This window comes from Rhodoligotrophos sp. CJ14 (genome assembly GCF_038811545.1).
GTDB classification, from domain to species: Bacteria; Pseudomonadota; Alphaproteobacteria; order Rhizobiales; family Im1; genus Rhodoligotrophos; species Rhodoligotrophos ferricapiens.
The window spans coordinates 4,769,096-4,782,544 of the sequence record NZ_CP133319.1 but is presented as its reverse complement, the minus strand read 5'-3'; the positions used below and the strand labels follow the sequence as shown (position 1 = coordinate 4,782,544).

Here is a 13,449-nt window from a genome sequence, read left to right as displayed (position 1 = left end):
AATCCGTCTAATAGAGGCAATATGCTTCAGCCGATCCCCACCAATCCCGCATCAAAAAGCCTTTATTGCCGCAGCCCGGCGGTCGTTTGGAGCACTGCGCAAGGACTTGTGGATTACGAAGCCGCGGTTGCCAGAATGGAAGAGCAGGCCGCAGCGATCGCTGCGGGAGAATCGCCCGAACAGATCTGGCTTGTCGAACACCCTCCCCTCTATACGGCGGGCACCAGCGCCGTTGCGGCAGACCTGCTCACCCCCGAGCGCTTTCCGGTCTACCGGACCGGCCGCGGCGGGCAATATACCTATCACGGACCCGGCCAGCGGGTTGCTTATGTGATGCTCAATCTCGGCCGGCGCGGCCAGGACCTCCGCCTGTTCGTGCATGGACTCGAGGCCTGGCTCATCGACACGCTTGCGCAGTTTGGCATTACCGGGGAAACGCGTGACGATCGGGTCGGGGTCTGGGTGCGCCGCCCGGAGCGCTCGGCCACAGCGGAAGATAAGATCGCAGCCATTGGCATCCGCGTGCGGCGCTGGGTCTCGTTCCACGGTATCGCGCTCAATGTCTCGCCGGAACTCGATCATTTTTCAGGGATCGTGCCCTGCGGGGTGCGCGAGCACGGGGTAACGAGCCTTGCCGATCTCGGACGAGAGGCCAGCATGGACGAGGTCGATGACGCGCTGCGCAGATGCTTCGAGCGGCATTTCGGGCCGACTGTTGGCGCCTGATCTAGAACCGCCCACGGCGGGCCGCGCGCCAGAGTGTCCACTGCCGGCGCAGCTGTGAGATCTCGATGGGCTGTTTCAGAGGATTGCTCCCGGAACGGGCTGCTGCATCGAGAGCCAGATCCGTGAGCGAGACCGGCAGGAAAGCCGGGAAGGCAGCAGATGGTATGGTGCCCAGGAGGGCTCGTGCCTCTTTCAGGCGCTTGCGGGCATGCTGCACCAGATCGCCGATGGTCCGTTGCACAGGATCATCCCACCGGCCTGAGAGGATATGGGCCGGGGTTAGTCCGTGAACTGCCAGCACATCTTCAGGAATGAAGCACTGACCCCGCGAGCGATGGAGCGGCAGCGACCGCAAGAGGCCGGACAAGCCGAATGCAACGCCGGCAAGGCCCGCCGCATCGGAACAGGCCTCCGCCTGGCGGCCTGCGAGAATGAGGGCGGCCATCTGGATGAGGGCCGAGGAGGTCTCGCCGAGATAGCCCTCGAGATCATTCAGCGTGGGCATCGGATCATCATAGATGTCGAAGCGCCGTGCCTCGATCAGATTGGCGAGGGCCTGTTCGGGGATGGTGCGATCTGCGATCGCGGGTCCAAGCTCAAGCAGCACGGGATGCTCCGGCGCCTGTCCCTGATAGGCGGCCGCCACCGCATCTGCCCACCATTGCAGCCTGATGTCGCCAAGCATTGGCTCGCGGACGGCCTCGCGGATGCGCGCAATCTCGATATTAAAGGCATAGAGCGCCAGAATGAGGCGGCGCTTTTCATCAGGCACGAAGAGTGCCGCCAGGAAGCGATCCTTGTCCCCCCCGCGCACGAGGTCGAAACAGTATCGCTCGCCATCCTCAAGGGGCTGTTGCATCAGCGTTGTGTGGGATCATCCACCGCGATCAGGGCGGCGGCCACGGCACGGTCCTCTGCGAGAAGCACATTATAGGTGCGGGCGGCCGCTCCAGTGGTCATGAGCTCAAGGCCGATCTTCCTTTCACGAAAAGCCTCGCGCACAGAAACAGCGGGCCTGCGCATTTCGTTGCCGCAGCCCAAAAGCAGGAACTCGATCGCGTCCGCCTCCGCAAAGACACGGGCAAAAACCGCCGGGCTAAGCTCGTCGATCGAGCTTACCGGCCAGCCATAAATCCCGCTCGGCAAGAGCAGAATCGACCCGCGATGTGACATTTCCGCAAAGCGGAACCCGCCATTGCCATAAGCATCCACCGGCGCCCGGCCGGGATAATGTGCGTCGTCAGCGTTCTGCATCGCTCGACCGGCGAGATTGCGCCGGATCCGTCGTTACGATTGGGATGCGCCAGAGGGGGACGCATTGCGGGCCCCGCTGGCAGGGGCACCGGCGCGCTGCTTGGCGGCGGCATTTGTGCTGCCAGCGCGCACATTCACCGATGCCTTCTCGGCAACCGAACTCCAGTCGCGCTTGACGCCCACCAGCAGCAGGATGGGTGCTGCGACAAAGATCGAGGAGTAGGTGCCGACGATGACGCCCCACAGCATGGCGAAGGTGAAGCCACGCAACACCTCGCCGCCGAAGACATACAGCGACAACATCGCGAGGAAGGTCGTCACGGAGGTCAAGATGGTGCGCGACAGCGTGCTGTTCAACGACAGATCGATGAGATCAATCAGCCGCATGGTCTTATATTTGCGCAGATATTCGCGGATGCGGTCGAATACCACGACCGTGTCGTTGAGCGAATAGCCCACGATGGTGAGCACAGCTGCGATGATGGTCAGGTTGAACTGGATCCCGAGCAGGCAGAAGAGGCCGATGGTCAGCACGACGTCATGGACCAGCGAGAGGATCGCGCCGATGGCGAACTGCCACTCGAAGCGGAACCAGATATAGATCAGGATTCCAACCATCGAGATCAGCACCGCCATGGTACCAAGCTGGGCGAGTTCGCCGGAGACCTTGGGGCCTACGACCTCCGTGCGCAAATAGGTTACGTCCGGACCCAGCGCATTGCGGATCTTAGTGAGGCTGTCCTGCTGGGCCTGCTCGCCCTCCTGCTGGCCAATCCTGATGACGACCTGGTTGGGCGCGCCCAGACCCTGAACCTCGACCTCGCCGAGGTTGAGGCCTCCAAGGGTGTTGCGCAGCTGAGCTAGGTCGGCCTCCTTCGGTGTCTCGATCTCGATGACCGTGCCGCCCTTGAAGTCGATGCCGTAATTGAGGCCGACGGTCATGAACAGAACGATCGAGGCGATCATCAGCAGGCCCGATAGCGCATAGCCAAACCGGGCAAACCGCATGAAGCTGTAGTTCGTGTCGTCGGGTATGAAGCGGATCGGCCGCATTAACGGTGCCTCGATTATTCTTAGAGCGGAATCGTCCGGGGCCGCGCGCTGCGGAACCACCAGACCACCATGAGCCGCGTCAGCGTGAAGGCCGTGAACATCGAGATGGCGATGCCGAGGGTCATCGTGACTGCAAACCCGCGAACGGGACCCGAGCCCATGCCGAAGAGGACGACGGCGGCTATGAGGCCCGTGACGTTCGAGTCGATAATCGTCGCCAAGGCACGGTCGAAGCCCGCCTCCAGCGAGGAGATCACCGGGCGGCCATTGCGCTGCTCTTCACGGATGCGCTCATAAATCAGCACATTGGCATCAACCGCCATGCCGATGGTGAGCACGATGCCAGCGATCCCGGGGAGTGTCAGCGTTGCCTGCAAGACCGAGAGGGCGGCAAACAACAGAATAAGGTTCACCAGGAGGGCGAGATTGGCGAAGATGCCAAACAGCCCGTAGCCCACAATCATAAAAGCAAAGACGGCGACGACTGCGATCACCGACGCCATGGTTCCGGCCCGGATGGAATCCGCACCGAGGCTTGGACCGACACTGCTCTCCTGCACGATCTGCAGCCGTGCCGGCAGTGCGCCTGAGCGCAGGACGATCGCGAGGTCATTGGCCCCCTCGACGGTGAAGCGGCCGCTGATCTGACCGGTGCCGCCAAGGATCGGCTCGTTGATCACGGGGGCGCTGATCACCTCGTTATCGAGCACGATGGCGAAGGGCTTGCCGACATTGCGCTGGGTGAGATCACCAAATCGCTGAGCGCCGCGCTGGTTGAAGCGGAACGAGACGATCGGCTCGCCTGTGCGCTGGTCGAAGCCCGGCTGGGCATCGGTCAGATCCTCGCCTTCGACGGTTGCGCGGCTCGAGGTCTGGACGAAATAGGGAATCCGGGGCTCATCCTGGGAATAGAGCAGGTCACATCCCGGTGGCGCGCTGGCCGGTTGGGCCGATTGAGGCTGCTCATCGCAAAGCAGCCGGAATTGCAGCTGGGCGGTGGTTGCGAGCAGTTCCTTCAAACGGGCAGGATCCTGCAGCCCCGGTACCTGAACTTCGATGCGATCGGCCCCTTGTCGGGTGATGGAGGGTTCCGTGGTGCCCAGAGCATCGACGCGGCGGCGCACAATCTCGATCGACTGCTGAACGGCGCGGGAGATTCGCGTCTGCAGACCCGCTTCAGTGAAACTGATGATGATCCGGTCGCCATCACGGGTCACATCGGCGGATGCGATGCTTTGCGAGCCATCCATGAACAGGCCGGAGGAAATGGGCTGGGCGAGCTGCCTGATCCGCTCGAGCGCCTTCTCAACATCCTCGGGGTTGCGAATGCGCACCGAAACCTGGGTGCCCGAGCGACCAAGCCCGGTATAGCCTACGCGCGCGTCCCGCAGTACCTGGCGAATATCGCCAATCATCTGGCCGGTGAGGTGGTTCACAAGGTCATTGCGATCCACCTCGAGCAGGACCTGCGAGCCGCCCTGAAGATCAAGGCCGAGATTGACGGTCTTTGTCGGCAGCCAGGAGGGCAGCTCCGCCCTAACGCGCTCGGGAAGAACATTGGGCAGCGCGAGCAGCACCCCAATGAGCACCACGACAACGGTGGCAATGACCTTCCATCTGGCGAAATACATTCTTCGGTCTTTCACCCATAAAGCACAGCCGCCGAAGCAGCATTCCGCGCATCACAGCCGCTTCAGCTGGCGGCGGCTTCGTCCTTCACCGGCTCGCCCTTGGTGCGAACCTCGGCCACCATGCTTTTTACGACCCGCACCCTGACATTGTCAGCCAGTTCCACCTGCAGCTCGCGCTCGTCAATCACCTTCGATACTTTGCCCACAAGGCCACCGGAGGTGACGATCGTATCGCCACGGCGAATATTCGCGATCATCTCCTGGTGCTGCTTGGCCCGCCGCTGCTGCGGGCGGATCAACAGGAAATAGAAGATCACGAAAATCGCAATCAGCGGCAGCATAGAGACCAGGAAGTCGCTCGACGCCGCTCCAGTGCTCTGCGCATAGGCCGGTGTAATCCACATCCTCGTCCCCGCTCCCATCGTGAAATGGCACGCGAGCACAAAGCTCCCGGCCTGCCTTTGATTTGGGCCGGAATATAACCGGCAATGGCAGGTTTGCAATACAAGCATTGCTGATTGCGCCAACGTGACCGGCGGTCCGGCAACACCCATTGGACAGGGATCTCCACCCGGCACATGGCTGCCATGCGGCGGGGTTAGGCGATTTTCTCCCGGCAATTCATGGGCTAAACAGGCGCTCAAAGTGATTTCGAGGACGACCCATGACAACGCATCTCACCGATGGCCAATTGCTCAATGCGCTGGAGCGGATCGCCGCAGCACTCGAGCGCCTGTCGCCGCGCGCCGCGGTCGAGCCGAATCTCGATTCTGCCCAGGCGTTCATCTGGCACCCGGACCGTGGCCTCGAGCCGGTGGCGCGGGTCAACCGGGTAGAGATGCAGCTTCTCAAGGGGATCGACCGCATGCGCGATACCCTGCTTGAGAATACCACCCGCTTCGGTCGGGGATTGCCGGCCAACAACGCCCTGCTCTGGGGCGCACGGGGCATGGGCAAGAGCTCGCTGGTGAAAGCGGTGCATGCGGCGGTCAATGAAGAGGTCGGCGGCAGGCTCAAACTCATCGAGATCCACCGGGAGGACATTGAAAGCCTGCCGGCGCTCATGGGACTCATCCGGCGGCATGTGGACTACCGGTTCATCGTATTCTGCGACGACCTTTCCTTCGATGGGGATGATACCACGTACAAATCGCTCAAGGCGGCACTGGACGGGGGCATCGAGGGACGGCCCGACAATATGCTGTTCTATGCGACCTCCAATCGCCGCCATCTCCTGCCGCGGGATATGATGGAGAATGAGCGCTCAACGGCGATCAATCCCTCGGAGGCCGTCCAGGAGAAGGTCTCGTTGTCCGACCGCTTTGGATTGTGGCTCGGATTCCATAACTGCTCGCAGTCGGAATTTCTCGAGATGGTCACGGGTTACGCCAATCACCTCAATCTCAGGATCAGCCCTGAGCAACTCAAGGCCGAGGCGATCGAATGGTCGGCGACCCGCGGGTCGCGCTCGGGGCGCGTCGCCTGGCAGTTCATTCAGGATCTCGCGGGCCGGCTCGGGGTTCCCCTCACGGTTGCCTGACGGCCAAGCGATTTGGGGCGAAGATCTCAGCGCAAGGGAGTGACAATCATGGATCTCGGCATCAGGGGACGACGGGCCATCGTATGTGCCTCGAGCCGCGGGCTTGGCCGCGGCTGCGCAATGGCGCTGGCGGAAGCGGGCGTGGATCTCGTGATCAACGGCCGCGATCGCGCCAAGCTCGAGGACACGGCGCGAGACATCCGCGAAAGGACGGGTGTCTCCGTGACGGCGGTCGCAGCAGATGTCAGCACGGCGGAGGGACAGGATGCCCTACTTGCGGCATGCCCCGATCCCGACATCCTGGTGAACAATAATGGCGGCCCGCCGCTCAGAGACTTCCGCGCCGTCGACCGTGACGCCATGCTCGCGGGCGTCGTTCAGAACATGGTGACGCCGATCGAGCTCATCCAGAAGGTGATCGATCCCATGATGGCGCGCGGCTTCGGCCGGATCGTCAATATCACCTCCTCGTCAGTGAAGGCACCGATTGCGGGGCTCGACCTCTCGAGCGGCGCGCGCGCCGGCCTCACGGGCTTTCTTGCGGGCGTTGCACGAACGGTCGCACACCGTAACGTCACCATCAATTCTATTCTCCCGGGTGCCTTCGATACGGATCGCCTCAAGGTCACGTTCAAGCGTTACGAGGCAGAGGGGCGCTCAGAGGAGGAGGTCCGTGCCGCGCGTACCAAGGCCATTCCGGCGGGGCGCTTCGGCACAGCGGACGAGTTCGGACAGCTCTGCGCGTTCCTGTGCAGCGTGCATGCGGGCTATATCGTGGGCCAGAACTTCCTCATCGATGGCGGTGTCGTGAACGCCACGTTCTAAGAAGCGACAGGCGGTCCGGAGGCAAGTTGCTGCCTGGATCTGGTCATGCTGCGTTGAGTCTTGCTGCAAATAGGGCGCACCCAGCCTGTTCCCAAATCGGCTTCAACTCGCCTCGGCCTGTATCTGCACGTCCTGATACTGGAAGCTCTTGGCAGAAGGCTGCGCTTTCAGATCCAAAACCTTCGTGGCGATGCGTTGCGCCTCCTCGCTGCCATGCATGATGAGGCTGTTGTCTGCTCGGAGCATGTCCAGGCCGAGTTCACCGATCCAGAGCTGGGTAAACAACCGGAGATCTGCGTAGATCACCACGTTGACATCATAGCCCGGGTTCTTCTGGCAAACGTCGACCTCGGGGCGGTTGAGCACCAGCCACCAATACCGCGAGCACCCTGCCCGCTTCGGTACGCCCACGAATTCGAACTGCATGACGAATTGATGGGCCGGCATCATCTCGGGCCGTATCTGCCGGCGCATACTCCACATCAACAGCCCTGGATCAAGATCATCTGGACCGATCCGAGCCTGGCCCCAGCGCTGGCTCCAAGCCCCCATCAGCTCGATGATAGGCCTGAATGCCTCACCAGCGCTGGTCAGTTCATAAATGCGTCCAAGCCCGGACGCCTTCGGCGTACTTCTTATTACAGCTGCAGCTTCGAGCTCCCTGAGGCGCTGCGAGAGAAGAGTGCGCGAGATCTGCGGAAGGCCCGCGCGCAGCTCATTGAAGCGGCGAGGCCCGAAACACAGCTCTCGGATTATCAGAGGCGTCCAACGCTCAGCGAAAATCTCGGCTGTCTTGGCCACCGGGCAAAACTGTCCATAGGTCTTCATGCCCTCGTTATGACATACACGCGTTTAAATGGAATGCCAAAAAAATGTACTTTATGCGTGCGGACAGAAATGCCATGGCATCCTCCCCACGCCTAGCAGAGGAATTCACATGGCAAGCATCGGTTCGCTTCCCGAACGCGCTGGGTTAGGCACCGTTCGATTTGCCCAGGCCATCGCCCGGTTCGGCCCCCGCCGGCCCAAATGCCGGCTCGTCAGGGGACTTTTTGATGGCCGAGTGTAGCAGCGGACCCAAGCGGGCATGGCGGAGGCTGCATGGGGTCCCGAGTTGAGGTTGCGGAGCAGGCGCCGAGGCCGGACTCAGCGTGCCTGGAAGCATGACGGCGTGAGCGAGATCATCGTCTCGCCACCTCCTCGGCACTGATCGGCCGGTGCGCCCTCGATCCGCCCCATGATTAAGGACGCATAGGCATCATCAGTGACAGGACAGCGCAGTAGCCATTAGGATGCATTGCCGCTAGCCATCCACGTTATCCTGCGTGGCGTAAGCGGACCGGTGTAATGCATCTGTATTTCTTGATTGCCAATTTTGCCGCGCTTCTCGTGGTGGTGAGCCTAGCGCAGCCCCTGGCGGCGCGGGCCAAGCTCTCGGCATCGGTACTGCTTGCCATTGTCGGGATCCTCACTGGCGTTGCCTCCCAGATCCTGGTGGATGAGCGGTTCGGCGGCGGGCTGGGCGAGATTGCGAGCCACCTTGCCGATCTCCCGATCGACAGTCACGTGTTCTTGTCGATCTTCCTGCCCGTCCTCCTTTTCCAGACGGCGCTGACCATGGATCTGCGCCAGCTTGCGGAAGATGCGGCCCCTATCTTCAGCCTCGCCGTGCTGGCGGTGATCGCCGCGACCTTCACCATCGGCCTTCTGCTCTGGCCATTTGCTGGTCTGCCGCTGGTCGCCTGCCTCATGCTGGGCTCGATTGTCGCGACCACGGATCCTGTAGCAGTGGTTGGCATTTTCCGCGACGTGAGCGCTCCATCACGGCTCGTTCGGCTGGTCGAGGGCGAAAGCCTGCTCAATGACGCCGCCGCGATCACCCTGTTCACCCTGCTTCTCGGCTTCATGCTCACCAATGCGCATGCAAGCCTCACTCAGGGCTTCTTCATCTTCCTCCAGGCTTTTCTCGGGGGGATCGTGTTCGGGGGCTGCGCCGGCTGGCTGATGAGCCGCCTCTTGCCGTTGGTGCGGGATTTCCGGCTTGCACAGGTCAGTCTTTCCGTCGCCCTTCCCTATCTGGTCTTTACCCTTGGCGAAGAGCAGTTGAAGGTTTCGGGCGTCGTGGCGGTGGTGGTCGCGGGGCTCGTCTTTGCCCTGCAGGGGCCGCGCCGGGTCCGACCGGATGATTGGAGCTATTTGCGCGAAGTGTGGGAGCAGATCGAGTTCTGGGCGAGCTCGATGGTGTTCGTGCTTGCCGCCCTGCTGATTCCGCGTCTCCTCATTCAGGTGGAATGGAGCGATATCGGCCTTCTCGGCCTCGTGATCATCGGTGCTCTCCTCTCGCGGGCGGCAGTGCTGTTCGGCGTCTTGCCGCTGTTGAGCTTCGCCAAGCTCAGCGAGAAGATCAGCACCTCGTTCAAGCTGGTCATTCTGTGGGGTGGCTTACGCGGCGCGATCACGCTGGCGCTCGCCTTGGCGGTGACGGAGAACAACGTCATCCCGCCGGAAATCCAGCGCTTCGTCGCGGTGCTGGCCACCGGCTTCGTTCTGTTCACTCTGCTGTTCTATGGCACCACATTGCGCCCGCTGGTGCGTCTGCTCAAGCTCGACCGGCTTTCGCCATTCGATGCCGCCCTGCAAGCCCAGGTGCTCGCCAATGCTCAGGCGGATCTTACTGAGCGGACGGCGGCGCTCGCGCTCAGCTATGGGATCGACCCGACAGCGGCCGACGGGCTGTTTGCGCGCGACAAGATCGAGGCTGAAAAGGTCTGGGCGGAGCTTGCCGATAATGATGAGATTGCCGATCGCCACCGCATCATTCTGGGGCTCATCGCCCTGGCGCGGCGGGAGAGCCAGCTCGTTCAAGACAAGTTCCGCAGCCGCGCGGTGTCACCCGAGGCGGCCGCCGTGCTCTTGCGCCACGCCGCACGGCTGATGGATCAGGCACGCGCCGGCGGGCGCTATGGCTATAACAGGGCGGCGCGAGATCTGCTGGGCTTTTCCTGGCGGATCCGTCTCGCCCAGCTCGTTCACCGCCTGTGCGGTATTGATCGACTGCTCGCAAGCCTCCTCAGCCAGCGCTTCGAGCGGCTGATGGTCATCCGGATCGTTCTCGACGAGCTTTCGGTGTTTACGGAAAGCCGGATCAGACCTGTGCTGGGGCCACGGGTTGCCAAGCTGCTGGCGGAGATCCTCGATAGCAGGAAGGATGCAACCACCAGCGCGCTCGATGCGCTGAAGCTTCAATATCCGACCTATGCGGTTTCTCTCGAGAGACGCATTCTCAGCCAGTCGGTCGTCCGCACCCAGGCGCTCGAATATGAGAGGCTGCTTGATGAGGGACTGATCGGGCCTGAGCTTTACAGCAAGCTCAGACAGGGCCTTTCAGAGGAGCAGCGCCGTTCGGAAAGCCTGCCCTCTCTCGATCTCGGGCTCAACACTCGGGAGCTGGTCGGGCATGTGCCGCTGTTTGCGGGCCTTACGGACGAGCAGAAAAACCTGATTGCCGATCTGCTCATCCCGCATTTTGCCATGCCAGGCGAAGTGCTCATCAGGGAGGGTGAGCGCGGATCCACGATGTATTTCATTTCATCGGGTGCAGTGCGCGTTGCGGTGGGAAGCAAGACCTTCAATCTCGGGCGCGGCGAGTTCTTCGGAGAGTTCGCGCTTCTCTCCCATTCGCGCCGGCAGGCGACGGTGACCGCGCTGAGTTATTGCCAGTTGCTCATTCTCAAGGCGGATGATCTCGCCAACCTCATGCAGAGATTTCCGGATATCAAGGCCGAGATCGATGCGGTCGCAGCGCGGCGCCAGGCGATCAACCGCGAGATCGCACACACGTCCTTCTAGATCATCTATCGGTCTAAAGGGTCATCTTGGATCAATGGAGATCGAGACGATCACCCCTCGATCGCCTCCTTTACGGCGGCGGCGAGCTGCTTCAGCGTGAAAGGCTTCGGCAGGAAGGCGAAATCGGCCATGTCCTCCAGGTTCTTGCGGAAGGCATCCTCGGCATAGCCCGAGATGAAGATGACCTTGCTGTCCACCTTGCGCTTGCGCAGCTCCTTCAGCAGCGTGGGTCCGTCCATTTCCGGCATGACCACGTCCGAGAGAACCAGATCGATCTTGCCTAGGCCCTGCTCCACCAGCTCAAGGGCCGAGGCGCCGCTATCGGCCTCGATCACCTTATAGCCGCGCTGAGCAAGGGCGCGGGAGGCAAAGGCGCGCACGGCCTCCTCATCCTCCACCAGCAGGATCGTGCCATTGCCGCTGAGATCGGCGCGCTTGGCCTCCTTTTTCTCAGGCTTGGCAGGGCTCGCCGGCTCAGCCTGCTCCACACGCGCCGCATAGCGCGGGAGATAGATCCGGAAGGTGGTACCGCGGCCGAGCTCGCTGTCGCAGAAGATGAAGCCGCCCGTCTGCTTGACAATGCCATAGACGGTCGACAGTCCAAGCCCCGTGCCCTTGCCGACCTCCTTGGTGGAGAAGAACGGCTCGTAGATTTTCTCAAGCACCTCGCGGCTCATGCCCGTGCCGGTGTCGATCACCTCGCATAGGACATAATCGCCGGCAGGCATCACATCGGGCTTGTTGACCGAGGTGTCGGTGATGGTGACGTTGGCGGTGCGGATGGTGAGACTGCCGCCATCGGGCATGGCGTCGCGGGCGTTCACCGCGAGATTCATCACCACCTGCTCGAACTGGTTGACGTCTACCTTGACCAGGCCGAGATCACGGCCATGGATCATGCGCAGCTCGATCTTCTCGCCGAGGAGCCTGCCGAGAAGGTTGCCCAAGTCGGATAGAACATCGGTCAGCGAGAGGACTTCGGGGCGCAGGGTCTGGCGACGGGAGAATGCCAGCAATTGGCGCACCAGATTGGCGGCCCGGTTGGCATTCTGCTTGATGTTCATGATGTCCTTGAAGGACGGATCCGTCGGACGGTGCCGGGCGAGAAGCAGATCGGAAAAGCCGATGATCGCGGTCAGCACGTTGTTGAAGTCGTGGGCGATGCCGCCGGCGAGCTGGCCGATCGCCTGCATCTTCTGGCTCTGCGCGAATTGCAGCTCCAGCGCGCGATGCTCGGTGGTGTCGACCGCGTAAAGAATGAGGCTCGGGCTGTTGTTCGAAATCTCCTCCACGCGGGATACGAAAAGCTGTGCGGTCCGTGACGGCGTCTCGGTCAGCATCACATCCAGCGGCGCAACGGGCGCGCGCCCGGTGCGGGCGGTGGCGAAGGCGGCCTCGACAGCCTGGCGATTCTCCGGCTCGATCGCATCGAGAAGACGAGCGCCGCGCATGCCGGCCTTGGGCGCGAGTGCCGCAAAGGCCGCATTCACATTGCGGATGACCCCCTGCTCGTCGACCTCGGCAATTCCGATCGGGGCGCCATTGACCAGCCGCGACAGACGGATCTCGGCCGACTCGACCACTTGGGCGGCATCGCTGCCAGGCCGCAAATCGAGCACCAAGGAGCGCGAGGGCTTGGCACGACCGCTGTCGTCGAAATCAACCCGGTGAATGATGCGGACAGGGATCAGCGTGCGATCCTGCGCCACGAGGTCAAGATCGAAACTCTCGACCGACTTGCCACCGCGCTTCATGAGCACGCTGGAGAGGACCGACATGCCCCCATCGGCCAGGATCGAGCGCAGATTGAGCGTCCCGTCGGTGGTCTTGGCGAGATCGATGCCGAGCCAACCGGCCAGGGTGGCGTTGATATATTCGATTTTGCCATCCGCATCGGCGGAGAAAAAACCTGCCGGCGCGTGATCGAGATAGTCGATGATATATTGCAGGTGCTCGAAAGCAGCCTCCTGCCGGGCCCGATCGTCGGTCATGTCCGTAATCCGCCAGACCGTATAAACGACACCAGCCGCGGGCGGGCTCTGCTCCACCGCAACCCTGATCCAGGCCGGCTTATCCTTGCGGCTGCCGGCGGCGACGCTGCCTGCCGCCAGTCGGAACTCCTCGAAGGCCGACTCGCGATCGCGCGCCGCAAGGGTCAAGCGGTAGATGCGGTCGGAAATATCGGGATAACCGGTATAAAGCCCTTCCACGCCAACCGGACGGCTGATTCCCGCCGCCGAGAGCAGCTTGCGATAGGCATGGTTCGAGAAGACGACGCGGCCGCGGTCGTCAGTCACGACACAGGCATCTGGAAAGCTGTCGAGCACCGCCTCGAAAAAGCTTTCGATCCGCGTCATCGGACCAATGTGAACAAAGCCCGCAAGCCAGCCCAGGATGGCGATGACGCCAATGATAATTGCGCAGACAGCTATGGCCTGCAGCCAGGGGGGCATTTCTCCGGTATTCACAGCGCCGAAGGCGCCGATCGCGGCCGCAGCGCATACCGCCAGGAAGATGGCGAGCACCAGCGTGACAACGGCCAAACCCAATGCGCGACCTCGCACCGGCCCC

General features: G+C 62.2%; 9 protein-coding genes and 1 pseudogene. 4 read left to right on the top strand and 6 right to left on the bottom strand.

Annotated elements, in window-relative coordinates; translation table 11 throughout:
- The first annotated feature begins 21 nt into the window (after window positions 1-21).
- Window positions 22-726, top strand: a complete 705-nt coding sequence (gene lipB, locus RCF49_RS22280) for a lipoyl(octanoyl) transferase LipB (protein WP_342641976.1) — start codon at window positions 22-24, stop codon at window positions 724-726.
- A gap of 1 nt (window position 727) precedes the next feature.
- Here the strand turns inward: lipB and RCF49_RS22275 are convergent, their stop codons facing one another.
- The 4 genes and pseudogenes from RCF49_RS22275 to yajC all read right to left on the bottom strand — a co-directional run bounded on the left by RCF49_RS22275 (window position 728) and on the right by yajC (window position 5,068).
- Window positions 728-1,585 (bottom strand): phytoene/squalene synthase family protein, encoded by an 858-nt coding sequence (locus RCF49_RS22275; protein ID WP_342641975.1) that lies wholly within the window; start codon window positions 1,583-1,585, stop codon window positions 728-730.
- Window positions 1,585-1,980, bottom strand: coding sequence for an Mth938-like domain-containing protein (locus RCF49_RS22270; RefSeq protein WP_342641974.1), 396 nt, complete (start codon window positions 1,978-1,980; stop codon window positions 1,585-1,587). Before RCF49_RS22270 ends, RCF49_RS22275 begins: the two co-directional genes overlap by 1 nt.
- Window positions 1,981-2,013: 33 nt before the next feature.
- Window positions 2,014-4,664 (bottom strand): annotated as a pseudogene (gene secD, locus RCF49_RS22490) (protein translocase subunit SecD).
- A 62-nt stretch (window positions 4,665-4,726) separates the two neighbouring features.
- Complete coding sequence (yajC, locus tag RCF49_RS22255) at window positions 4,727-5,068, bottom strand: preprotein translocase subunit YajC (RefSeq protein WP_342641971.1); 342 nt, start codon at window positions 5,066-5,068, stop codon at window positions 4,727-4,729.
- A gap of 260 nt (window positions 5,069-5,328) precedes the next feature.
- On the opposite strand from yajC, the gene RCF49_RS22250 reads away from it, so the two are divergent.
- Together RCF49_RS22250 and RCF49_RS22245 are read left to right on the top strand one after the other, a co-directional pair.
- On the top strand, window positions 5,329-6,204 hold the full coding sequence (locus RCF49_RS22250) for an ATP-binding protein (RefSeq protein ID WP_342641970.1): 876 nt from the start codon (window positions 5,329-5,331) through the stop codon (window positions 6,202-6,204).
- A 48-nt stretch (window positions 6,205-6,252) separates the two neighbouring features.
- Entirely contained in the window at window positions 6,253-7,029 is a 777-nt protein-coding gene (locus RCF49_RS22245; RefSeq protein WP_342641969.1) for an SDR family oxidoreductase, read from the top strand.
- Window positions 7,030-7,131: 102 nt separating this feature from the next.
- Here RCF49_RS22245 and RCF49_RS22240 read toward each other — a convergent pair whose 3' ends face one another.
- The gene (locus RCF49_RS22240; RefSeq protein WP_342641968.1) at window positions 7,132-7,857 is read right to left on the bottom strand and encodes a winged helix-turn-helix transcriptional regulator; all 726 of its coding nucleotides are present in this window, start codon (window positions 7,855-7,857) and stop codon (window positions 7,132-7,134) included.
- A 519-nt stretch (window positions 7,858-8,376) separates the two neighbouring features.
- Here RCF49_RS22240 and RCF49_RS22235 point away from each other — a divergent pair.
- Window positions 8,377-10,878 carry a cation:proton antiporter gene (locus RCF49_RS22235; protein WP_342641967.1) on the top strand — a complete coding sequence of 834 codons (2,502 nt, stop codon included), beginning with the start codon at window positions 8,377-8,379 and terminating at the stop codon, window positions 10,876-10,878.
- Between the two features lie 50 nt (window positions 10,879-10,928).
- Here RCF49_RS22235 and cckA read toward each other — a convergent pair whose 3' ends face one another.
- Window positions 10,929-13,427, bottom strand: coding sequence for a cell cycle histidine kinase CckA (cckA, locus tag RCF49_RS22230; RefSeq protein ID WP_342641966.1), 2,499 nt, complete (start codon window positions 13,425-13,427; stop codon window positions 10,929-10,931).
- Between the last annotated feature and the right edge of the window lie 22 nt (window positions 13,428-13,449).

Coding starts and splice junctions, on each gene's coding strand:
- lipB (WP_342641976.1), top strand. CDS start 22: ATGCTTCAGCCGATCCCCACCAATCCCGCATCAAAAAGCCTTTATTGC.
- RCF49_RS22275 (WP_342641975.1), bottom strand. CDS start 1,585: ATGCAACAGCCCCTTGAGGATGGCGAGCGATACTGTTTCGACCTCGTG.
- RCF49_RS22270 (WP_342641974.1), bottom strand. CDS start 1,980: ATGCAGAACGCTGACGACGCACATTATCCCGGCCGGGCGCCGGTGGAT.
- yajC (WP_342641971.1), bottom strand. CDS start 5,068: ATGTGGATTACACCGGCCTATGCGCAGAGCACTGGAGCGGCGTCGAGC.
- RCF49_RS22250 (WP_342641970.1), top strand. CDS start 5,329: ATGACAACGCATCTCACCGATGGCCAATTGCTCAATGCGCTGGAGCGG.
- RCF49_RS22245 (WP_342641969.1), top strand. CDS start 6,253: ATGGATCTCGGCATCAGGGGACGACGGGCCATCGTATGTGCCTCGAGC.
- RCF49_RS22240 (WP_342641968.1), bottom strand. CDS start 7,857: ATGAAGACCTATGGACAGTTTTGCCCGGTGGCCAAGACAGCCGAGATT.
- RCF49_RS22235 (WP_342641967.1), top strand. CDS start 8,377: ATGCATCTGTATTTCTTGATTGCCAATTTTGCCGCGCTTCTCGTGGTG.